Origin of the sequence: Bacillus carboniphilus (assembly GCF_039522365.1) — a bacterium.
GTDB lineage: Bacteria > Bacillota > Bacilli > Bacillales > JC228 > Bacillus_BF > Bacillus_BF carboniphilus.
The window spans coordinates 114,057-137,065 of the sequence record NZ_BAAADJ010000022.1 but is presented as its reverse complement, the minus strand read 5'-3'; the positions used below and the strand labels follow the sequence as shown (position 1 = coordinate 137,065).

General features: G+C 39.0%; 26 protein-coding genes. All 26 read right to left on the bottom strand.

Annotated elements, in window-relative coordinates; translation table 11 throughout:
- Positions 1 to 15 precede the first annotated feature (15 nt).
- Positions 16 to 807, bottom strand: a complete 792-nt coding sequence (locus ABDZ91_RS11945) for a phosphatidate cytidylyltransferase (protein ID WP_343799260.1) — start codon at positions 805 to 807, stop codon at positions 16 to 18.
- Positions 808 to 824: 17 nt separating this feature from the next.
- Positions 825 to 1,601: an undecaprenyl pyrophosphate synthase gene (gene uppS, locus ABDZ91_RS11940; protein ID WP_343799259.1), complete on the bottom strand. Its 777-nt coding sequence runs from the start codon at positions 1,599 to 1,601 to the stop codon at positions 825 to 827.
- 594 nt (positions 1,602 to 2,195) lie between these two features.
- Positions 2,196 to 2,753 carry a ribosome recycling factor gene (gene frr, locus ABDZ91_RS11935; protein WP_343799258.1) on the bottom strand — a complete coding sequence of 186 codons (558 nt, stop codon included), beginning with the start codon at positions 2,751 to 2,753 and terminating at the stop codon, positions 2,196 to 2,198.
- Between the two features lie 2 nt (positions 2,754 to 2,755).
- Complete coding sequence (gene pyrH / locus ABDZ91_RS11930; protein WP_343799257.1) at positions 2,756 to 3,478, bottom strand: UMP kinase; 723 nt, start codon at positions 3,476 to 3,478, stop codon at positions 2,756 to 2,758.
- 177 nt (positions 3,479 to 3,655) lie between these two features.
- Positions 3,656 to 4,537 carry a translation elongation factor Ts gene (gene tsf, locus ABDZ91_RS11925; RefSeq protein ID WP_343799256.1) on the bottom strand — a complete coding sequence of 294 codons (882 nt, stop codon included), beginning with the start codon at positions 4,535 to 4,537 and terminating at the stop codon, positions 3,656 to 3,658.
- A 135-nt stretch (positions 4,538 to 4,672) separates the two neighbouring features.
- Positions 4,673 to 5,380, bottom strand: a complete 708-nt coding sequence (rpsB, locus tag ABDZ91_RS11920) for a 30S ribosomal protein S2 (protein ID WP_343799255.1) — start codon at positions 5,378 to 5,380, stop codon at positions 4,673 to 4,675.
- Positions 5,381 to 5,536: 156 nt separating this feature from the next.
- Positions 5,537 to 6,118, bottom strand: coding sequence for a hypothetical protein (locus ABDZ91_RS11915; protein ID WP_343799253.1), 582 nt, complete (start codon positions 6,116 to 6,118; stop codon positions 5,537 to 5,539).
- Positions 6,119 to 6,569: 451 nt separating this feature from the next.
- The gene (locus tag ABDZ91_RS11910; protein WP_343799251.1) at positions 6,570 to 6,872 is read right to left on the bottom strand and encodes a hypothetical protein; all 303 of its coding nucleotides are present in this window, start codon (positions 6,870 to 6,872) and stop codon (positions 6,570 to 6,572) included.
- Between the two features lie 12 nt (positions 6,873 to 6,884).
- Entirely contained in the window at positions 6,885 to 7,646 is a 762-nt protein-coding gene (locus ABDZ91_RS11905) for a FliA/WhiG family RNA polymerase sigma factor (protein ID WP_343799250.1), read from the bottom strand.
- Between the two features lie 37 nt (positions 7,647 to 7,683).
- On the bottom strand, positions 7,684 to 8,013 hold the full coding sequence (locus ABDZ91_RS11900) for a hypothetical protein (protein ID WP_343799249.1): 330 nt from the start codon (positions 8,011 to 8,013) through the stop codon (positions 7,684 to 7,686).
- Positions 8,013 to 8,510 (bottom strand): chemotaxis protein CheD, encoded by a 498-nt coding sequence (locus ABDZ91_RS11895; RefSeq protein WP_343799248.1) that lies wholly within the window; start codon positions 8,508 to 8,510, stop codon positions 8,013 to 8,015. The genes ABDZ91_RS11900 and ABDZ91_RS11895 overlap by 1 nt, the downstream gene beginning before the upstream one ends.
- Complete coding sequence (locus ABDZ91_RS11890) at positions 8,503 to 9,135, bottom strand: chemotaxis protein CheC (protein ID WP_343799246.1); 633 nt, start codon at positions 9,133 to 9,135, stop codon at positions 8,503 to 8,505. Before ABDZ91_RS11890 ends, ABDZ91_RS11895 begins: the two co-directional genes overlap by 8 nt.
- A gap of 12 nt (positions 9,136 to 9,147) precedes the next feature.
- Positions 9,148 to 9,606: a chemotaxis protein CheW gene (locus ABDZ91_RS11885; protein ID WP_343799244.1), complete on the bottom strand. Its 459-nt coding sequence runs from the start codon at positions 9,604 to 9,606 to the stop codon at positions 9,148 to 9,150.
- 90 nt (positions 9,607 to 9,696) lie between these two features.
- Entirely contained in the window at positions 9,697 to 11,703 is a 2,007-nt protein-coding gene (locus ABDZ91_RS11880) for a chemotaxis protein CheW (RefSeq protein WP_343799242.1), read from the bottom strand.
- 14 nt (positions 11,704 to 11,717) lie between these two features.
- Positions 11,718 to 12,788, bottom strand: a complete 1,071-nt coding sequence (locus tag ABDZ91_RS11875; protein ID WP_343799240.1) for a protein-glutamate methylesterase/protein-glutamine glutaminase — start codon at positions 12,786 to 12,788, stop codon at positions 11,718 to 11,720.
- 3 nt (positions 12,789 to 12,791) lie between these two features.
- Complete coding sequence (locus tag ABDZ91_RS11870; RefSeq protein WP_343799238.1) at positions 12,792 to 13,697, bottom strand: MinD/ParA family protein; 906 nt, start codon at positions 13,695 to 13,697, stop codon at positions 12,792 to 12,794.
- On the bottom strand, positions 13,675 to 14,850 hold the full coding sequence (gene flhF / locus ABDZ91_RS11865; protein ID WP_343799236.1) for a flagellar biosynthesis GTPase FlhF: 1,176 nt from the start codon (positions 14,848 to 14,850) through the stop codon (positions 13,675 to 13,677). Before flhF ends, ABDZ91_RS11870 begins: the two co-directional genes overlap by 23 nt.
- Positions 14,840 to 16,879, bottom strand: a complete 2,040-nt coding sequence (gene flhA / locus ABDZ91_RS11860; protein WP_343799234.1) for a flagellar biosynthesis protein FlhA — start codon at positions 16,877 to 16,879, stop codon at positions 14,840 to 14,842. The genes flhF and flhA overlap by 11 nt, the downstream gene beginning before the upstream one ends.
- Positions 16,880 to 16,922: 43 nt before the next feature.
- Positions 16,923 to 18,023: a flagellar biosynthesis protein FlhB gene (flhB, locus tag ABDZ91_RS11855; RefSeq protein ID WP_343799232.1), complete on the bottom strand. Its 1,101-nt coding sequence runs from the start codon at positions 18,021 to 18,023 to the stop codon at positions 16,923 to 16,925.
- Between the two features lie 13 nt (positions 18,024 to 18,036).
- The gene (gene fliR / locus ABDZ91_RS11850; protein ID WP_343799230.1) at positions 18,037 to 18,810 is read right to left on the bottom strand and encodes a flagellar biosynthetic protein FliR; all 774 of its coding nucleotides are present in this window, start codon (positions 18,808 to 18,810) and stop codon (positions 18,037 to 18,039) included.
- Positions 18,811 to 18,814: 4 nt separating this feature from the next.
- The gene (gene fliQ, locus ABDZ91_RS11845) at positions 18,815 to 19,084 is read right to left on the bottom strand and encodes a flagellar biosynthesis protein FliQ (RefSeq protein ID WP_343799229.1); all 270 of its coding nucleotides are present in this window, start codon (positions 19,082 to 19,084) and stop codon (positions 18,815 to 18,817) included.
- 14 nt (positions 19,085 to 19,098) lie between these two features.
- Positions 19,099 to 19,764, bottom strand: a complete 666-nt coding sequence (gene fliP, locus ABDZ91_RS11840) for a flagellar type III secretion system pore protein FliP (protein WP_343799227.1) — start codon at positions 19,762 to 19,764, stop codon at positions 19,099 to 19,101.
- Positions 19,757 to 20,407: a flagellar biosynthetic protein FliO gene (locus ABDZ91_RS11835; protein WP_343799225.1), complete on the bottom strand. Its 651-nt coding sequence runs from the start codon at positions 20,405 to 20,407 to the stop codon at positions 19,757 to 19,759. The genes fliP and ABDZ91_RS11835 overlap by 8 nt, the downstream gene beginning before the upstream one ends.
- A gap of 27 nt (positions 20,408 to 20,434) precedes the next feature.
- The gene (gene cheY, locus ABDZ91_RS11830) at positions 20,435 to 20,797 is read right to left on the bottom strand and encodes a chemotaxis protein CheY (RefSeq protein ID WP_343799224.1); all 363 of its coding nucleotides are present in this window, start codon (positions 20,795 to 20,797) and stop codon (positions 20,435 to 20,437) included.
- Positions 20,798 to 20,818: 21 nt separating this feature from the next.
- Positions 20,819 to 22,003: a flagellar motor switch phosphatase FliY gene (gene fliY / locus ABDZ91_RS11825; RefSeq protein ID WP_343799222.1), complete on the bottom strand. Its 1,185-nt coding sequence runs from the start codon at positions 22,001 to 22,003 to the stop codon at positions 20,819 to 20,821.
- Complete coding sequence (gene fliM / locus ABDZ91_RS11820; RefSeq protein WP_343799220.1) at positions 21,996 to 22,994, bottom strand: flagellar motor switch protein FliM; 999 nt, start codon at positions 22,992 to 22,994, stop codon at positions 21,996 to 21,998. The genes fliY and fliM overlap by 8 nt, the downstream gene beginning before the upstream one ends.
- Positions 22,995 to 23,009 lie beyond the last annotated feature (15 nt).

Genomic DNA, 23,009 nt, shown 5'->3' with positions numbered 1-23,009 from the left:
ACTATAAGCTACTTACTATGCATTAAGCAATAGAAGGTTTAACAAAGGTAGTACAAATAGCAAGCTATCAAATCTGTCTAAAATACCACCATGCCCCGGTAATAAGTTTCCAGAGTCCTTCACATTATAATATCGTTTAAACGCAGACTCCACTAAATCGCCTATTTGTCCAAAAATAGACAAAATAATGGTGACGAATAAAAAGAAGACAACATTGTCTGTAATGTCAGAGAAAACCGAAAACAACACGGCAACAACTACAGCACAAATAATTCCTCCAACAAATCCCTCTACCGTCTTGTTAGGACTAATTTCAGGCCAAAGCTTACGTTTACCGAAAGCTCTTCCAATAAAATAGGCTCCCGAATCAGTTGCCCAAATGATAAATAAGGAATATAAAATAAAAATAATGCCTGTTTCTCGTGTTTCAATTAAGTAATAAAATCCAATGCCTACGTACAGTGTAGACATAATCGCAAAAGCGACGTCCTCAAACGTAAATTTATTCTTGGTCACCACTGTGTATGTTAAAAATAACAATACAGCTAGTAACGCAAGTTCTACCTTTGAAAACAATATATCTTCAAACCAGACAGTTTGCTCACTTGGTAGAAGGAATATCCACAAAATCAATGCGGAGATTACGCCAGGGACGGTTAAAAGTGATAGTTTTCTCATCTTTAATAATTCATGCAATCCAATAGTCGCAATGATATAGGTTGCAATCACTAATAGTTCATTTCCGTAAAATACAATGGGTAAAAATATCGCTCCAGCAATTACAGCTGTTAGTATTCTCTGCTTCATTTAAACCTTCCTCACCGTTATACGCCCCCGAAACGGCGGGAACGCTTCTGATAGGCTTCAATTGCCTCCATAAAATGTTGCTCTGAGAAATCTGGCCACAGTACTTCTGTAAACCAAAACTCTGTATAAGCTAACTGCCATAACATAAAATTACTTAAACGGATTTCTCCACTAGTCCGAATTAAAAGGTCTGGATCATTTAACTGCCCAGTCATCAAATAACGAGAAAATGAATCCTCACTCAATTCATCTTCTTTTATTATACCACTTTTGTAATCGTTTAAGACTTGCTTCACGGCATCTATAATCTCTGCTCTACTTCCGTAATTCAAGGCGAAATTTAACACAAGACCTGAATTGTTCGCCGTTTGTTGAATCGCATTGTCAACAGCACGTTGTGTATGAGCTGGAAGTGTGTCGCGATACCCGATCATTCGAACTTGTACATTTTCCTCTACAAGCTCAGGTAAATAAGTTCCTAGAAACTCCTCAGGAAGCTTCATCAAATAATCAACTTCACTTTTCGGTCTTTTCCAGTTTTCCGTTGAAAACGCGTAAACAGTTAGAGCCTCTAATTTTAAGCTATTTGCCAACTTCGTTATTTTCCGGACCACCTTCATCCCTTCATGATGTCCGGCAATCCGAGGGAGTGCTCTTTTTTTAGCCCATCTCCCATTTCCATCCATGATAATGGCCACATGTTTAGGGACAGGATGTTTCATCGCTTCCTGTTTTCGTTCTTCTATTGTTTCTTGTCTTTTGGACTGTTTTTTAAATCCTAGCTTGTGAAGCATGAAAAAGTCCTCCTTTGACCCCATGTAAAAGGGATTCCCACCATCCAAGTTGTACTATGTATTATAAAAAAAATAATTCTTGCATGATTATATCAAAAATTGACAATTATATCTTCTCATTTTTAAAGAAAGCTAGCAAATCGGGTGTTTTGTGTGGTTGGTTTAGCAGTAATTTGAATGGGGGTGGCACATTCAAATGTAGGTTTTTTCGGTTACTTCGATGCGGTGGCGCACTCAAATATAGGTTGTTCGGTTACTTCGATGCGGTGGCGCACTCAAATGTAGGTTTTTCGCACTCAAACTAGTAAAAACCACACTCAAATTTTAATTTTCGCATTCAAACTCAATTTTTCGCACCCAAACGAAAATAATCGCACACAAATCAAGATTTTCGCACACACCCTTCCTAAAATCCCCTGTATCCGATACCGCAAACACAAACCCCACCCATTTTATAGTGAATATTAACTGCCGGCTAAAAAAACTGGAGATGAGACAGGCTCAAATCCCAATACATTTGTTATTTTTATAAAATTTTCACGAAAATCCCCTAAAATCCAAAAAAAAATAAAAAAAGAGAGGATACCCTCCCTTCTATACTTCCATAATTTGTGTTTCTTTATCTTTAGCTACTTCGTCAACCTTGGCAATTTGTTGGTCAGTTAACTTTTGAACATCATCACTATATCCGCGAAGATCATCTTCTGTTAATTCACCATTCTTCTCAAGCTTTTTCAACTCATCGTTTGCATCACGACGAATGTTACGGATGGCTACTTTCGCTTCTTCCGCTTCTTTCTTTACTTGCTTCACAAGCTCTTTTCTGCGTTCTTCTGTTAATGGTGGGATCGATAATCTGATAATGCTACCATCATTCGAAGGTGTTAGTCCGATGTCTGATTTGAGGATCGCTTTTTCAATATCACCTAAGATTGTCTTATCGTAAGGCTGAATCACAAGTAAACGAGCTTCCGGGATAGAAACAGATGCTAATTGGTTAATGGGTGTAGGAGCCCCGTAGTAATCCACAGACACTCGATCAAGGATCGCTGCGTTCGCACGTCCTGCGCGGATGCTGGCAAGTTCTTTTGATAAAGCCTGAACAGCTTTTGTCATACGGTCTTTAGTCGAATCAATTACTTGTTTTGACATGGTTATTTCCCCCTTACTATAGTTCCAATAGTTTCGCCCATTACGGCACGTTTAATATTTCCTTTTTCCATGATTGAAAAGACAATCAATGGAATATCGTTATCCATACATAAGGAAGAAGCAGTGGAATCCATTACTGCTAACCCTTCTTTAAGCACATCTAAATAGGATAGTTCGTCATATTTTTTAGCGTCTTTATCAATCTTTGGATCAGATGAATACACACCATCTACGTTGTTCTTCGCCATTAAAATTACATCTGCTTCGATTTCTGCTGCTCTTAATGCTGCAGTTGTGTCAGTAGAGAAATAAGGGTTCCCTGTACCAGCAGCGAAAATAACGACACGTTTCTTTTCTAGGTGACGAATGGCACGTCTTCTTATGTAAGGCTCGGCAACCTGTCTCATATCAATCGAGGTTTGAACTCTCGTTTCTACTTCTAATTGTTCAAGGCTATCCTGAAGGGCCATAGAGTTCATGACAGTAGCTAACATTCCCATATAGTCAGCAGTGGCACGGTCCATTCCCATCTCACTACCTACCTTACCTCTCCAAATGTTGCCTCCACCTACAACAACTGCAACCTCTACATTAAGGTCCGCTAGTTCTTTCACCTGTTCTGCAACAGATTTGATAACGGCTGGATCAATTCCAAAACCTTGTTGACCAGCAAGTGCTTCTCCACTTAATTTTAATACGATGCGCTTATATTTTGGATTGCTCATAAGAACCTCCGTTTATGTAGAATTGCTTTACTAAAAAGCGTGAGCAGGTTCACACTCTTATTTTATCCAAAAACAAGGGCAACCCATTAGAATCGGACGTCCATCTAAATATGAATCATCATGATTTAGTCTGGATGGTCTGACACTTTTTATGGCTTGCCCCCTTGAATATATGTCTTACTTCTTAACTTGGCTCATTACTTCTTCAGCGAAGTTATCTTGACGCTTCTCAAGACCTTCCCCTACTTCATAACGAACAAAGCTTTCTAATGTTGCTTTTTTAGATTCTAAGAATTTACGTACCTTTTGATCTGGATCTTTTACGAAAGCTTGGTCAAGAACACAGATATCTTCGAAGAATTTACCTAGGCGACCTTCCACCATTTTAGCAACGATGTTTTCAGGCTTGCCTTCGTTAAGAGCTTGTTGAGTTAATACTTCACGCTCACGCTCAACTTCTTCTTGAGATACTTCATCACGAGAAACATACTTAGGATTTAGTGCAGCAATGTGCATAGCTACATCTTTAGCAGCATCTTCATCAGAAGTACCTTTTACAACAGCAAGAACACCAATGCGTCCGCCCATGTGTAAGTAAGCACCAAATGCATCGCTATCTTCTTTTGTTCTGATTTCAAAACGACGAAGAGTTAAGTTTTCACCAATTTTCGCGATAGAAGCGTTGATGTGTTGTCCAACAGTTGTGCCAGCAGCGAACTCTTGGTTAAGAGCTTCTTCAACATTAGCTGGCTTGTTGTTTAAAAGGAACTCACCAAGTTCTTTAACTAAGTTTTGGAAACCTTCGTTTTTCGCAACGAAATCTGTTTCAGAGTTTACTTCCAAGATAACTGCTTCATTACCTGAAGTGTGGATGTAAGTTGTACCTTCAGCAGCAACACGGTCTGCTTTTTTAGCAGCTTTCGCAATCCCCTTCTCACGTAGGAAGTCGATTGCTTTGTCCATATCACCATCAGTTTCTTGAAGTGCTTTTTTACAATCCATCATACCAGCACCGGTTTTTTCACGTAGTTCTTTAACCATTTGAGCAGTAATTGCCATAGTTCGTTGTCCTCCTTATGAAACATATGTACAGACCCTAAATTTTAGGTTTGTTAAAAGTATTTGTTTGTTTTTGTTTTTGATTCGGAAAAAAAGGTGATAAGGGTGTTACCTCTTATCACCTTAGTTCACAACTTACTCAGCTACAGGAGCTGCTTCTTCGCCTTGCTTCGCTTCTAAGATTGCATCTGCCATTTTAGATGTAAGAAGTTTTACAGCACGAATTGCATCATCGTTCGCTGGAATTACAACATCGATCTCATCTGGATCACAGTTTGTATCAACGATACCGATAAGTGGAATATTTAACTTGTGTGCTTCTGCAACTGCGATTCTTTCTTTACGAGGGTCAATGACGAAAATTGCGTCAGGTAGACTCTTCATATCTTTAATTCCGCCTAAGAATTTTTCTAGACGTTCTTGTTCTTTTTTAAGTTGAACTACTTCTTTCTTAGGAAGTACTTCAAAAGTACCATCTTCAGCCATTCTTTCGATTGTTTTCAAACGAGAAATACGCTTTTGGATAGTTTCGAAGTTAGTTAATGTACCACCTAACCAACGTTGGTTAACATAGTACATACCTGCACGTTCTGCTTCTTCTTTCACAGACTCTTGTGCTTGCTTTTTAGTACCTACGAAAAGGATGTTTCCGCCGTTTGCAGCTACTTCCTTTACATAGTTATATGCATCTTCAACCTTTTTAACTGTTTTTTGAAGGTCGATGATGTAAATGCCGTTACGCTCAGTGAAGATATATTTCTTCATTTTTGGGTTCCAACGGCGAGTTTGGTGTCCGAAATGTACACCAGCTTCTAGAAGTTGCTTCATAGAAATTACTGACATGTGTTTTTCCTCCTAATATGGTTTTGTTGCCTCCGCTTCCTTCATCTTTAAGTAAAACTACCTGATTTCAGATAGCACCTTTACTTAAATCCACAAGCGTGTGTAATAACACCATCAAATAATATAGCATAAAGAAAATAGACAATCAAGCATTACTTAGCGGATTCCGTAGAATTTTAGGGTAAGTTCGACTTCTGTTTTACCTTTATCTACTTTTTTGGCAATTGCTTCTATAGATTTTCCTTCATTCCAGAGTTCTACAATCTGTTCTTGTACAGTTTTAGGAGTAGCTTCAACATCTTCCTTTTGTACTTCTTCGTCCAACGTCAACCAAGGAGGAAGTTCTTCTGAATCTTGCATTTTTGATTTTTCTCCATATGCACGCTTGGCAAGATGATGCTGGACCCCAGTTTTTACAGTAGGCTCAACTGGATGACTTGTTTCTTTTTCAGGGAGATCTTCTTCAGTTCCCCTTACAATCTCAACTGATTGAGTCTTGATCACAGGTTGGTCTTTTTCATTCATTTGGTTACTAGGGTGTTGAAGTAGGGCATGAAGTTTCTCATTTTCATCTTTCATCTCATATATAAAAGAAGAAAAAAGATCTTCCATTTCCCTGAGTGTTTGTTCTTGTTTTCTTTCAACTTCTTGAAGTCGATTCTGTCTGAGGAACAAGACTACGATGGCAAAAATACAAAGAATATTAAGTAAAATACTAATTGCTAAGAAAAAAGCCATGGCATGACATCCTTTATTTTATACAGTGTTATTGTTTCTTTTTTGATAATAGTCTATTTTACTTTCGTATTGATTTCGATGTGGGCGGGGTGTCCCGTTTAGTAGTGATTCGCGTCTCAAATGGGACAAATGGGGCTTTAGTTGTCCCGTATTGTAGTGAATCTCGACGTAAATGGGACAGTTGCGGGCTCGCTTTTCCCGGTTTGCAGCGAATCTCGACGTAAATGGGACAGATGCGAGCTTGCTTGTCCCGGTTTGCAACGAATCACGACGCATATGGGACAGACACGGCCTCGCTTGTCCCGTTTTGCAGCAAATCACGACGCATATGGGACAGCAGATATCAGTAACCCCCATTATCTTACCTTAGCCTCTAAAAAAAGAGTCAAAAATTTATAAAACGTTCATTTAATAAAAGGGGTGAACTTTGTATCCGTTCACCCCAATTTCTCTAAGAACTATAGTCTATCAGATTCCCCTTATATGGGTGCTTTGCTTTTCGCTCTTCTTTTTGTGACTTAGATTCACGTTTTTCTGAAGAATGCTGCTGCCCGGAAGACGCTTCTTCTCGGTTGTTCTGTACATTCCCCTTTTGTTCCTGTTTTACGACTGACTTTTGTTTCTGGGTTTCTTCTTTTTGAATGGCCTCGGTCCCAGCTAATACGTTCATTTGGTTTCTTTGTTGCAGGTCTCCTTGTAGCTTTCCTACTTCTTGAGTTCGAGGAAGAGACAATTGCATATCAATTGATTTCATATCCACTTTAACTCACATCCATACCATTAAATATTCTTTTAACTTGAATAATGCCTTTGCATGTATTTGTGAGATTCTGGATGTTGAAAGTTTCATAACTTGTCCGATTTCAGTCAAAGTTAATTCTTCTTTATAAAATAACGAGATTACCATTTGCTCTTTTTCTGTTAAGCTCTTGATTCCCTCAGTTAATTCTACCACTTTTTCATCGTATGTTAGATGTTCTTCTGGTGTTGGTGTATGTTCGTCTTTTATATAAAAAGGATGATCCTTTTGTTCACTGTCGTAAGATGTGTCGTCTATTGAGAGAACGGATGCATAGAAATATTCTGTCATCGTCTTGTAAACATCTTCTTCAGACGTTTCTAGTTCTACTGCAATTTCTGCTGCAGTTGCTTGCCTATAATATTTTTGCATAAGTCTTTCAGATGCTGCTTCCACTTTTTTGGCTCGATCTCGTGTACTTCTTGGAAGCCAGTCTTCTTTCCGGAGGCCATCGATAATGGCCCCACGGATTCTAAAGGATGCATACGTGTCAAATTTTAAATCCCTAGATGGATCAAATCGTTCCAGGGCGTCGTATAACCCGATCATTCCTAAACTTATTAGATCGTCCCTTCCAACGTTTTTAGGTAAACCAGCTGAGATTCGCTGAACATGGAAATGGACAAGTGGCATGTATTTATGAATTAAAGTGTTACCCGCGTCTTGATCACGGGCTTGCGACCATTTATTCCAAAGTAACTTTTCATCATCCGTAAGTGCGTTTGCCATAATAAACCTCCTTGTCCTCTGATCTACAAGTTTTTATTTATTTCGTTTCCTTTTGAAATTGCTCCCGAATATAGGCTACTACTTTTTCGACGTCTTCTTTTTCTAGCTGCTTGGTTAGTTCTAACATTTCCAGGTGTTGCTCTGTTTCTTTTGTCGGCATTTCTTCTTGGGGATTATCTTTTGTTGGATCTTCAACCGACATAGTCCATAAGAACCGTACGATGTAAATAATTAGATAAAATAGAATAAAGACTAAAAATGACTGTATAAGAAGTACCGCTGGTTCTTTTTTATCAAAAGATAGAAAGAAATATAGAAGGAACCCAAACAGTGCAAATGTAAAATTCCAAAACCAATGACCACTCACTATATTTCTTGAACTCCTTTGTTGACTGTTTTAACTAATAATTTTCCTGTTTCTATAAAAAAGTCTATCGTTCTACCATTGGAGCCACCTGTATCCTCTCCTATAATTGGGAGATTTAACTGCTTCAATTGTTGCTTAACGGCTTCAACATTTCTTGCACCAATTCTCATCATGTCGTTGGTTCCCGAATAATTAAACATTTGGGCACCACCCGCTAGTTTTGCTTTAATAGAGAAACGTCTCGCCCCTTCTTGAATAATGAGTTCAAGGAGCGTAGGAACGGCTGTGTCAGCGTATTTGGCATTATGTATCGTTCCAGCTTTAGCCAAAGAGGAATCTGGAAGCATAACATGAGCCATTCCCGCTATCTTTTTCATCTCATCATAAAGAACAATTCCAACACATGACCCTAGACCTGTGGTACGTAAAACTTGGGAAGCACATCCCAATTTCATGTCGGCAATCCCGACCTTCAAAAGTTCCTCCACTTTAGCCATTGTCATCTACTCCGAGTGAACGAAACAGGACTGGAATAGATTCTGGATCGGGTAACAAGAAAAAGTAACCGTTTAGCTTTTCATCATCCCATTGCTCTGATTTTAAAAACGTTTCAATCACAATGACTGAATCACTGTAGGCAGATATTTCAAAAAGTCCGTGTGTAATAATGGCACCGAACATATCGATACTAATTGACGGAACGGATGGCATAAGATTCATTCCTGAAAAATCAGACAATGCAGTAAGGTATGACCCTGATAATATGTTCCCAATCTCTTCAATAGCAGAGGTCGTAAGCGCTGGAAAAGGTGGATGTTGAAATGACACAGGCTCACCTAACAGCTTTTCTACGAATCTTTCAGCATGATGAATGGGTAAAACAAAGAACATATGACCATTTACTTCACCATGTATTCTTAAGTAGGCTGCTGTTACAACTGCCTCACTTCCCCCTGACAGTTCCATCATCTCGTCAAATGATGCAAATCGGACAGCTGGAACCTCCATGTCTACTTTTTCTCCTAATAGAGACGATAGGGCCGTTGCGGCATGACCCGCTCCGATATTCCCCACTTCTTTTAAGACATCTAAATGAAAATGTGTAATCGAATCAAAATTCATCGGTATTCTCCTCTAGAAATGTGCCATCTCTTTTTCTAGTACTTTTCCTAATTTAAGTAGAATCATGATCCGTTTTTGGTATTGGAAGACACCTTCGATAAACTCATCTACTTTTTCATTGGATGTATGTTGTGGAGGTTCAATTGCATCTTTAGCAACATCAATTACATCGTTCGCACCATCTACAATAAATCCAACTTCATGCCCTTCAACGAGGACAATGACGATTCTTGTTTTCTCATTGATTGCTTCTTCTTCCATTCCCAATCTGACTTTAAGGTCAATGACTGGTATGACGAGTCCTCTTAAATTCATTACACCTTTTATATAAGGCGGTGTTCCAGGAACTCTTGTGATAGGTAGGGGTCTTTCGATTGATTTTACTTCTTCAACTGGAATGACATATTCCTTATCTTTTAATTGAAAGACAATTAGTTTTTGTTCAGGGGCCGATACCGTTTCGTTTGCCATACGAGCACCTCACTTTGGTTTTCTAATAGTTTATAGATTAAAATAATTGCTGTTTCTATGAACAATGGCCGTTGATTTCAGTATTAAGCCTTATAAAAAGAACGCATTTGTATCAATAATTAGAGCGACTTGTCCATCACCTAAAATGGTTGCACCACTGATTGCGTTAATCTCACCTAGTGCACGGCTTAATGGTTTAAGTACCACTTCTTGTTGTCCTATGAATGAATCAACTACTAAGCCAACTAGCTTGTCTCCTTTTTTTACGACAACGACAGGATAGTATTCAGATGTTTCTTCATTCTGAGCTGATACTTCAAATCTGTCTTTTAATGAAACAATCGGAAGTACCTTTCCTCTATAATCTAGTACCTTTTGGTCATGCGCTATTTTCACTTCATTTTCATGAATGATTAATGTTTCGATAATAGAAGAAAGTGGAATTGCATATTTCTCTTTTTCTAGTTCAACTAATAGGACCGTCATGATCGATAAGGTCATAGGTAACTGAATGGAGAACAATGAACCTCGTCCAGGGTTTGATTGAATGGTAATGATTCCACCAAGCGATTCAATTGTACTTTTTACTACATCCAATCCTACACCACGACCTGAAATATCCGAAATCTGGTCAGCCGTAGAGAATCCACTAGAGAAAATCAATTCATACACTTGAGTGTCAGAAAGTGCCTTTCCTTCCTCAGCGGTGACAATCCCTTTAGAAATGGCTTTTTCAAGTACTTTATCTCGGTTGATCCCTGCACCATCATCTTGGATTTCGATAAAGACGTGGTTACCACTATGATAAGCCTTTAAATGAAGGGTTCCTGTTGGATTTTTCCCGCTGGCTACACGTTTTTCTGGCGTTTCTAGACCATGGTCAAGTCCATTTCGGATTAAGTGAACAAGTGGGTCCCCAATTTCATCTATAACTGTCCGATCCAGCTCTGTCTCAGCACCTTCAATTGTGAAATCAACTTCTTTATGTAAATCTTTTGCTAACTGTCTAACCATTCTCGGGAAACGATTAAAGACCGTATCAATTGGAATCATTCTCATCTTGAGTATGATTTCTTGCAGGTCTCCTGAGATTCGTGACATATGCTCAACAGTTTCTCTCAGCGAAGGATTCTTTAATTCCTTAGAAATTTGTTCTAACCTGCCCTTATCGATGACTAGTTCCTCAAACAAATTCATAAGTGTGTCTAATCGATCGATATTAACACGAATTGACTTCGTTGATTTCTTTTCTTTTGACTCTGTTTTACCTGCCGATGTTTGGGCTTTTTCTTGGACAGCCTCTTCCACAGCAACCGCCACTTCATTTTCTGCAGCGTGTAAATCCTTGAGTTGAATAGCAATAGGCTGTACTTTTTCTACTTCCGATACCGTCATTACTTTGGCTACAAGATCTTCTTGCTTTTCTTTTGTTAAAAGCGTTACTGTAAAATCTTGTTCAAATTCTTCTTGTTCTAATAAATCTGTAGTCGGGTTGCTTTTGATGACTTCCCCGGATTTTTCCAACACATCGAAAACCATAAATACACGCGCTGCTTTCAACATACAATCAGCTCTTAGAGATACCGTTAATTCAAAGCAAGAAAAGCCTTGTTCAATGGATTGAGCTATTATCGTTTTTTCAAAATCGTCGTATGTTTGCTGTGTCGCACTTGTTCCTTTAGCTGTGCTTGGTGCTGGTTCTGTCGATGTTACAACCTCACCAGATTCAATTTGTTTTAATGCTTGAACAACCGCTGTTACATCTTTTTTTCCATCTCCGCCTTCTGAAATGGAAAGAACCATTTCTTCTAGGTGATCTACTGAGGTAAAAACAACGTCTAAAATATCGGATGTAACGGATATTTGCTCGTTTCGAATTGCGTCCAGTACATTTTCCATTTGGTGTGTTAGGCTGGCTATGTCTTCATACCCCATAGTAGCTGACATTCCTTTGAGCGTATGGGCTAAACGGAAGATTTCATTTACGATTTGTAGGTTGTCAGGTTGTTTTTCTAACTCTAGTAAATGATCGTTACAGGATTGTAGGTGTTCTTTACTTTCTTCAATAAACATTTCTAAATATTGGTTCATTTCCATCTGTTCCACCCCTTTTATAGTAAAGAAAGAATAGTTGAAGGAATGTCTTCCACATTGGCTACGATGTCTACTACTCCTGCTGATATGGCTGATTTAGGCATTCCATATACGATACAAGTGTTTTCGGATTCTGCTATGACTTTTGTTTGTCCGGATTCTTTTAGCTTTTTTAACCCTTTTGTTCCATCTGATCCCATTCCTGTCATGACCACAGCAATTTTATAGTAGTCGGTCAGTTCTGAAGCAGATTGGAATAGTCGGTCTACAGCAGGCCTTACCCCATTTACAGGGTCTTCTTCATTTGTCTCGAGAATTAGTGAAAGACCTTTTCGCTTAATTTCTAGGTGGTAACCACCTGGTGCGATGTATACAACACCATTTTCCAATTTGTCACCGTTTTTAGCCTCTTTCACCTCTAGCTCACATAATGAGTTGAGTCTAACGGCCAGTGATTCAGTAAACTTCGGAGGCATGTGCTGAACGACAATGATAGGTGATTGTATATCACTTGGGATACAAGATAGTACAGATTGAAGTGCCTTTGGACCACCTGTTGAGGTACCTATCATGATGACTTTGTTATGTGAAGGACTCCATTCTTGTGCTTGGCTAGTCTTAATGTGTTGTGATTCTTCAACTAGTTCGGCTTGCGTTGTTTTTCTTTTTTGAACGGGAGTCATTTTTTTCATATTCACTTGACTAGCATGTAATACTTTCTCTACCAATTCATCCTGAATTTTATGTAAATCCAATGAAATTGGTCCAGACGGTTTTGCAACAAAATCTACTGCTCCAAGCTGCAATGCATGAAAGGTACTTTTAGCTCCCTCTGTAGTACTACTTGAAAGCATAACAGTGGGAAGTGGGGATTCATTCATAATCCATTCAAGAGCCTCTAACCCATCCATTACCGGCATCTCCACGTCAAGTGTAATGACGTCAGGCTGCAGGACTGGGATCTTTTTTATGGCATCTTCCCCATTTCTAGCTGTGCCAACAACCTCAATGCTGCGGTGGCTAGTTAAAAAATCTGAGATGACCTTTCGCATGAAAGCAGAGTCGTCCACGATCAGTACCTTTACCATTTATTAAACACTACCTTTCCTATCCAAAAAGTAATGGCGTAACTTCTTTAAAAATCCTGGTTGTTTAGTAGATTCATTGAAGCTAGCGGATTTCGGACTACCATTTACATAAGTTTCTGTAATTTCTTTTAGTGCGATTGAACTGGTAGAAGTCGGACGATAGAGGACGAAAGGTGTTTGATAGATAACAGCCCTTTGAACATTATCATCATCCGGAATACTTCCTAACAACCGGACTTCAGACTGTAAAAATTTCGTTATAGCTGATTGTAGTCTTGATAGTGTATTCACTCCATCCTTACTACTTTTGGTGCGATTGCAAATCAGATGCAGATTCACCGGTGCTTTTTGAACAATTAAATGCTTCGTCATCGAATAGGCATCCGTAATGGCAGTTGGTTCTGGAGTCGTAATCACGATACAATCATCAACAGAAAATAGTAAGGAAATACTTTCTTCTGTTGCACCTGCTCCCATATCAAATATCATGTAATCATATTGAGTCGAAAGTGTTTCTAGAGCCGTAACAAATTGTCGTAGTTTAAACCCATCCAGTCTTTTAAAGGACTGAAAGGCTGTACCCGCTGCCATATACGACAAATTTTCTGGCCCTTTAAAAATTAAGTCCTTTAATTCTGCTTCGTCATTAAGAAAATCATATAAAGATAGGCTTGGAGAATCTCCCATTAAAATATCAATATTCCCCATTCCTAAGTCCATATCAACCAGCAGTACCCGATTCCCTTTTTGGGATAGAGTAATAGAAAAATTAAGAGAAAAATTGGACTTTCCAACTCCACCTTTTCCACTTACTACAGCAATTGTCTTAGCTTCCATATTCTTTTGACTGTTGGTATCACTAGGCTGTTGAGATTTAAAGCGTTCTCTAAGAATTGCTGCTTGGTCCATTTTGATCCCCATCTCCAACTAAGTATGATAGAATGCTATTTTTACTTGCCTCTGTTAGGTCATCCGGAACATTTTGACCATTTGTAAGGTAGCCTACACCAATATCAGTGTCCCACACTAAATTTAGAATGGTTCCATACGAGCTTGTCTCATCCATTTTAGTAAAAATAAACCGGTCAATATGAAGCAGAGAAAACTGATCAATGATTTGCCTCATATCAGATTCTTTCGCTGTTAAAGACAAGGTTAAAAAGGTTTGCACATCTTCCTTAAAATCTATAACATCTTTTAAATCTTCCACATACTGAGGATTACGGAAATTCCTTCCTGCCGTATCTATAAAAATTGTATCATATTGATGAAATCTTTCTTTCGCTCTCTTAAAGTCTTCAATGTTATAGCATACTTCCACTGGGGCTCCAACGATACTGGCATACGTTTTCAACTGCTCAATCGCTGCAATCCGGTACGTATCCGTTGTAATGAATGCCACCTTTTTCTTCTTTTTAAGAATCGTTTGGGCTGCTAACTTTGCAAGAGTTGTAGTTTTGCCAACACCAGTTGGTCCTACTAGTGCAACAAATTTTTTTTCTAAAAGGTCTGTGCTTTCTAGTCGATCTTGTTTTTCAGACAAAACCACTTGATCAAATAGCTCTATAATTTTTTCTTTTTCTTCTGGTTTGTTTGCATCGAAATAAGCTGTTGTAAGGGCTTCTCCCCATTTGAATAAGAGGTGTGAAGCCACTCCTTGCGATTCCAGACGATTCATAATTGGCTTTAAGTCATTAGGAACCATTGTTGTATCTGTCTTTGCCGTATTGCGCTGTAAGTCGGCTTGTAACTTTTGAATTTCTTTTAAAAGCAATGTCATATCTTGCCCATTCTTCTCGTAGCTAGGCTTCTCTTCCTTAATGATGGTGCTTTCCGGTGTAACGCTCAATTTTCTCTTTTGAGCACCGGTTGTTTTTGATCCTGAAGCTGCCTCCGGATCAACCGCCGCTATGACTTCAATGTTTTTTCTTTTAAATAGCCCAAAGATGCCGCCATTGTAAATCGTTTTGGAGTTAATGATAACAGCATTTTGTCCAAGCTCTGCCCTTACTTTTTTCATAGCTTCAGGCATATTAGGAGCCACATACTTTTTAAATTTCATCTAACTTCACCACCCCTACACTCTGAATCTCGATATTCGTTTCTAGCTCATTGTAAGACAGAATGGGAACTGCCGGGAAATACCGTTCTGTCAATTGACGGACGTACATCCGAACTGCTGGTGAACAAAGGACCATTGGTGTTTGTTCCGTTAACGATAACTTCTCAATTTCTTTTGCCATTTTTTCTAATATTTGTTGAGATGTAGACGGGTCCATCGTTAAATAATTACCATGCTCAGTCTGTTGGATTGAATCCGCAAATATTTTTTCAACTTGACCAGATAATGTAATGACTTTTAACACTTCTCCAGAAACAAACTGGCCCGTAATTTGACGAGCAAGTGCCTGCCTTACGTATTCGGTAAGAAGGTCTGTATCGGATGAAAGCTTTCCATAGTCTGCTAAGGTTTCAAATATTATAGGAAGATTTCGAATGGAAATCCCTTCTTTTAGAAGCTTAGCTAAGACCTTCTGTATTTCACCGATGGCCAATGGGTTTGGTGTTACTTCTTCCACTAGGATTGGATAGCTTTCTTGTAGATGATCCACGAGCTGCTTCGTTTCTTGTCTACCTAATAGCTCGTTGGCATGTGCCTTTAAGGTTTCCGTAATATGAGTGGAAACCACTGAAGGTGGATCTACCACGGTGTAGCCCATAAGCTCTGCTTGATCCTTTACCTCTTCACTAATCCATTTTGCCGGTAGACCAAACGATGGCTCCACGGTATCAATTCCATCGATGAAATCTTCTTCATCTGAAGGGCTCATGGCTAAGTAATGGTCAACCAAAACCTCGCCCCTTGCCATTTCATTTCCTTTAATTTTTAGAATGTATTCATTTGGTTGTAGTTGAATATTGTCTCGTATTCTAACTACCGGAATGACTAAACCTAATTCAATCGCTAACTGCCTTCGAATCATGACAATCCGATCGAGTAAATCTCCGCCTTGCTGTGCATCCGCCAGCGGTATTAACCCATATCCAAATTCAAATTCGATCGGGTCAACACTTAGAAGACTCACGACGTTCTCAGGTCGCTTCATCTCATCTGTCTCTGCTTCCTCTTCCAGTTCAATTAAGTCTTCTTTATCAATCTTTGGTGCTCTTCCAGTAAAATAACCACCGATTAGCAATAGGGCACCGATTGGAATCGTGAACACATCTGAAATAGGAGTGAATAGCCCAAGAAGGATGATCGTAGCACCTGCCACATAGAGCATCGCCGGATGTCTAATTAACTGGGCTGTAATGTCACTTCCTAAATTTCCGTCAGACGTAGCTCTCGTTACCACAATACCTGTTGCAGTTGAAATTAAGAGTGCCGGTATTTGACTGACAATCCCATCCCCTACAGTAAGGAGGGAAAACTTGGATGCGGCCTCTGCAAACGGAAGCCCCATTTGGGCAACTCCAATAATCATTCCAAAAATCAAGTTGATTAAGACGATGACAATCCCAGCAATGGCGTCCCCTTTTACGAACTTACTCGCACCATCCATGGCTCCATAAAAGTCTGCTTCATTTGATATTTTTTCTCTTCGCTCTCTCGCATCTTTTTCGGAAATGATCCCTGCATTTAAATCGGCATCAATACTCATTTGCTTTCCGGGCATGGCATCCAAGGTAAATCTTGCCGCAACCTCGGACACACGTTCAGAACCTTTGGTGATGACTACAAACTGAATCACAATAAGGATTAAGAATACAACTAACCCTACCAACACGTTGCCGCCAACAACGAAGGATCCGAAAGTGTCGACGACTTGACCAGCATCTCCATTGGCCAAAATACTACGAGTAGTCGATACGTTTAAGCCTAGTCTATATAAAGTAAGAAGTAATAACAGTGATGGGAAGATAGAAAACTCTAATGGTTCTTTATTGTTCATAGCTGTTAAAAGAACAAGCAATGCAAGCGTAATATTCGTTATGATTAAAAAGCTTAATAACCATCCTGGTAATGGGATGATTAGCATAGCAACTATGAGAATGACACTTATAAGGACTATTAAATCTTTAGCTCGCATTACAAAATCTCCTCACATAAAACGTATCTCTACAGAAGGTTCATCAAATTTTACTCGATGCTGGTGTACTATTTTTTGTTTGATACACAATCGCCAATATTTCGGCCACAGCCTGGAAGAATTCCTCAGGGATTGCTTGACCAATCTCAACTTGATCATACATGGCTCTTGCTAATGGTCTATTTTCAACCATCATTACATCATTTTCTTTGGCGATATATTTAATCTTTTGAGCGATGAAGTCCACTCCTTTTGCGACCACAAATGGAGCATCTAGCTTTTTTTCATCGTACTTCAATGCAATGGCATAATGGGTTGGGTTTGTTATAACCACATCTGCGGATGGTACTTCTTGCATCATTCTCCGCATAGCCATTTCTCTTTGCCTTTGCTTAATCTTTGACTTAATGAGGGGGTCCCCCTCTGTATTTTTGTATTCATCCTTTATATCTTGTTTAGACATTCGGATATTTTTTTCAAAATCATACTTTTGATAAAGATAATCTAAGACGGATAAGGCCACTAGTGTAACAGATGCAAACAATCCCATCTGAACCGTTAAATTCCCAACAACAACTAATGAATCGCCCACAGAATATTGTGCCAGCATCATAATATCGTCAATATGAAGCCACAATACAGCGAATGTAACAACACCAATAAAAGAAATTTTCAAAACTGACTTCAGTAATTCAACAATGGCTCTTACGGAAAATATTCGTTTTGCCCCTTTAATGGGGTCTAATTTTTCTAATTTAAACTTAATGGTTTCGGTAGAGAATAAGAAACCTACTTGCATATAATTGGCTACAACTGCTGCAACAATGGCCGCAATCATAATGGGTGCCAAGAATTGAGCCATTAAAAACAAAGCATCTAGAACCACTCGTTCCAAATTAGATGGCGTTAATTCAATTAGAATAAAATCTGTAAATGACTGCTTATATAAATCCATAGCAAGATCTAAAAAATAGGAACCTAGCATAAGCATGGCGAAAAAGACGGCTAACATAATGAAGGATGAACCTACATCTTGACTTTTCGCGACTTGTCCCTTTTTTCGGGAATCTTGTCTTTTCTTCGGTGTGGCTTTTTCTGTCTTTTCTCCAGCAAAATATTGCAGGTCTAATTTCAAGTACGCCATAGATTTCCACCTTCTAAATCATAAGTAGCTCCATAAGTCCCCTCATCGTGCGGAACATTTGCTCAAACAAAGAGCTGACCACAAGCATTAACCCTCCAAAAGTCAGGATAATAAAAATAAAGCTGACACCTATCTTTAGAGGTAGTCCCACAACAAATACGTTTAGCTGGGGAACCGTCCGTGCCGTTATACCAAGAGCGACATCCACCAGGAATAAACAGGCCACTACAGGCAATGACATTTGAAAAGCAATTAGAAACATAAGGGCAAATGATTTTGTGATAAATAACGCCAATTCACTCTTCCCTAATGGGAGTGTTTCTTGTGCTAACGGTACAAACTCATAGCTGTAAAAGATTGCGTCGAGGAGTAGGTGATGTCCATCGACCGCTAACAAAAACAATAAAGTAATCGTGTAAAAATACTGGCCCATTAGTGGGCTTTGTGCTCCGGTTTGAGGGTCCATAACGTTAGCAATCGCAAAACCCATCTGAAAATCTATGAAGCCCCCTGCAATTTGGATCGCTGCAAGAATGATATAAGCAACCAACCCCAACAAAAGACCAAACATCAATTCCTTTATAAGCAGTAAAAAGAAATGCTCCTCAATAACCGGTAACTGCTTGTCCACACTAAAATACATAATGAGCGTTAAAAATCCTGAAAAACCGACTTTATGAATGGTTGGAATCGTCCGATAAGAATAAAGAGGAACAACTAAGAAAAAGCTTGTTACTCTGATAAAAATAAGTAAGAATGCTGGAATCCCCGGTAAAAGTTCTAACATTCTACTATCCTACAAACGTTAGAAGGTTGGACCAAATCTCTGATGCGTATGAAAGCATCTGCCCTAACATCCATGGACCAAAAAAGACGATTCCGAGTAAAACAGCCACAATTTTTGGGATAAAAGCTAATGTTTGTTCTTGGATTTGTGTAGTTGCTTGAAATATACTGACAATTAAGCCGACCACTAGTGCTAATACAAGTAGAGGTCCAGAAACTAAGAGCACTGTCCAAACGCCCCGTTCTGCAATATAGATGACTTGTTCTGGTGTCATTTACTTCACCCTCTTTAAAAGCTCTGAAGGAGGGACTGAACAACTAAGTACCATCCATCCACGAGTACAAATAATAAAATTTTAAACGGCAATGAAATCATTACAGGCGGTAACATCATCATCCCCATAGACATCAGTACACTAGCTACAATCATATCGATTACTAAAAAAGGAATAAAAATCATAAATCCAATTTGAAACGCTGTTTTTAACTCACTAATTGCAAAAGCTGGTACCAATGCTGTCAAAGGGATATCTTCGATCGTTTCTGGTGCAGGATACTTGCCGTAATCCATAAACAAAGCTAAATCCTTCTGTCTTGTGTGTGCACTCATAAATTCTTTAATCGGTATAGTCGCTTTTTCATAGGCTTCTTCTAAACCAATCTCTTCATTGAACAGAGGTGTCAGTGCCTCATCATTGACTTCCTGAAATGTAGGAGCCATTACAAAAAATGTTAAAAATAATGCTAATCCAATCAACACCTGCGTAGGTGGCATTTGTTGAGTGGCAAGTCCTGTTCGTACAAAAGCCAGAACAATGACAATACGGGTAAAGCTTGTCATAAGGATCAGAATGCTCGGAGCTAATGATAGAACGGTTAATAAGAGTAATAATTTAATAGAAGTAGAGACGTTGCTAGGATCACTTGTATTAAAAAATTCTACAAACTCATTCATGCTGATTTGATCCTTTCTTTTCTTTCCAATCACTAATGGCTTTTTGTCTATCTGTTTTTACTTTCGCTAATTCACCTTTTAATGTTTGGAAAAAATCAGAGCCTTGATTCGGATTCTTTTTACCCCCGACCCAATTACTAATGGATTTGATAGGAAGTTCTGTTCCCCCGGATGGTTGTTGGCTCATCAATCCCTGTACTTCATCTTCGTCCTCTATTTCTTTTATCAAGGAAATCGTTTCTCCTACACCTACAACGAAGATGCGTTTTCCCACTTTTACTAACTGAATACTTTTTTGATTGCCTAGCGATGTTCCACCTAAGCTTTCAATCATCCCTTGGTTGGAAAACGTTCTTCCTTTCTTTTGTACCCATTTCAATACAAAGAGTAATAATCCAATAACTAATACGGTAGAAAATATCATTTTAATAACATCAAAAATGGTTATCCCTACATTCGAAGGAACACCTTCTTCCGTATCAGTGGATTGAGATCCCGACTCACATTCATCAGCATGTGGGTTTTCTAAACAGAAATTAGCATAAACAGATTCTGCGTAAACTGAAGAAGTAGATAGGAAAGGAAGGACGCTTTGAACTAGTATGAAAATCAAAAACAGAATAAATCCTTTTGTTCCCTTCATGAGTGCCCCTTCCTTTCAGTACATAAATTAACCAAGAGTCTTCTTAATGGCTTCAATTACACGGTCCGCTTGAAACGGCTTTACAATAAAATCTTTTGCACCAGCTTGAATGGCATCGATAACCATGGCTTGTTGCCCCATTGCTGAACACATAATAACCTTTGCGTCTGGATTTAATTGTTTGATTTCTTTTAACGCTGTTATTCCATCCATTTCAGGCATTGTAATATCCATTGTTACAAGGTCTGGTTGGTGTTCCTTATATTTTTCAACAGCTTGGGCTCCATCTTGTGCCTCAGCCACAACCTCAAAACCATTTTTTGTTAAAATGTCTTTAATCATCATTCTCATAAATGCTGCGTCATCAACGACTAAAATTGTTTGTGCCATTTCTATTATCCTCCTAAGCTATTATCTTAATTTATTTATTCTATCTCTTGGACTAAGGATATCAGTCACACGGACTCCAAAATTCTCATCAATTACCACTACCTCACCCTTAGCTATAAGCCTACTATTGATTAAAATATCAACTGGCTCACCAGCTAGCTTATCCAATTCAATAATAGACCCGGATGCTAGCTCAAGAATGTCTTTTACAGACTTCTTAGTCCTTCCTAACTCCACCGTTATTTGTAACGGGATATCAAGAAGCATGTCTAAGTTCTTTGACTCAGGCTCAGTTGGCTTATATTCTTCAAAACTGGAGAACATAGCTGGTTGAACATTCATCTCTGGCTTTGCCGGTTTTGGCCTTTCCGTTTGTTGGGACCTCGCCGTCTCTGCCCTAGGAGATTCTGCTGGTTGAGAATATAAACTTGGTTCAGAAGGTTCAACCGGTTGTTTATTCGCTACTTCTACTTGCTCTGCTACAGTTTGTGTGGCCGCAACTTCCTCTACCCCTGTAGAAGGATTTAGCAGGTCCTCTACCATTGATTTAGCAAAATGTAGTGGTAAAAGCTGCATAATATTTGAATCAATCAATGTTCCTACTGTTAATCGAAACGAAATTTTTAAAAGATGATCCTCATCAGGAAGACGTTCTGTCCCCTCACCTTGTGGTACGTCTAATAAATCAACAACCGGCGGTGAAATATCAATTCTTTTACTAAACACGGTTGACATAGAAGTGGCAGCTGAACCCATCATTTGATTCATGGCTTCCTGCACAGCACTAACTTGAATCTCACCCATATCCTTACTTTCAGGATTTCCTGTTCCACCAAGCATAAGGTCAGCAATAATGGCTGCATCGCTTTGTTTAATCACCAGTAAATTAGACCCCGAAAACCCATCAGTATATTGAACTTTTATAGCAACATATGGGTGTGGAAACTCCTCTGGTAATCTTCTTTTTTCGATAATACCTATAGATGGTGTTGTAATTTCTACCTTTTGATTCAGGAGAGTGGACAAAGCCGTTGCAGAACTACCGAACGATATATTCCCGATTTCTCCCAAGGCGTCTAATTCCATAGGGTTAAAATACTCACTAGCACTTTTGTCTTCGGCTGTTGTTTCCTCATCAGGGTCATCTACACTAGCACCCCTTAATAGAGCATCGATTTCATCTTGAGAGAGCATATCATTACTCATCTTCTTCCCCTCCCCCTTTATAGGTGTCTAAAATTTGAATGGCCACTTTTCCTCGAAGCTTTCCAGGTTGTCCAATAAATTTCGGAATCTCTTCTACTTGGACCGTCAATGGTTGGTCAATCTTCTGATTCAATCCAATGACATCTCCAACTTCAAGATTGAGAAATTCCTCAATAGATATTTCCGTGGTACCAAGCATAGCTGAAACGGGCACTTCTGTCTTTTTGATATTACGTTGAAGGGTTTCCATGTCTTCTGGCTGGATTTCCTTCTTCGCTGTTTGCATCCAATAATGAACCGATAATTTTGGAATAATCGGTTCTAATACTACGTGTGGAATGCAGATATTGATCATCCCACTTGATTCACCAATTACCGTATTTAAAGAAATGACAACTACTGTTTCATTCGGTGAGACCATCTGTAAAAATTGAGGGTTTACCTCGAATTCAGTTAATATGGGGTCGATCTCTGCAATTGTTGACCAGGCTTCACGTAAATTCTCGATAGCCCGCTCAAACATGGTGTTCATAATCTTTGATTCAATTTCTGTTAGATTTTCTACTTTATTTAAACTCGTTCCCTTCCCACCCAGAACACGATCAACCATAGCGTAAGCAATATTTGGGTTGACCTCCATTATGACACGCCCGTCTAATGGGGGAACTTCAAACACATTCAAGATGGTCATTTTCGGAATGGATCGAATAAACTCTTCATAAGGAATTTGATCCGCAGAAGCTACTGAAATTTGTACGTATGTTCTTAGTTGTGCTGAAAAGAAGGTTGTTAAGAGTCGAGCAAAGTTCTCATGAATTCTCGTTAAACTTCTAATTTGGTCCTTCGAAAAACGTAAGGCTCGCTTAAAATCATACACCTTCACCTTTTTCTCAGCTTGCTCCTTTTTCAGCTCATCTGCATTCATTTCGCCTGTAGATAATGCTGAGAGGAGGGCGTCTATTTCATTTTGGGATAGGATCTCACTTGACATTACATCACCCCCATA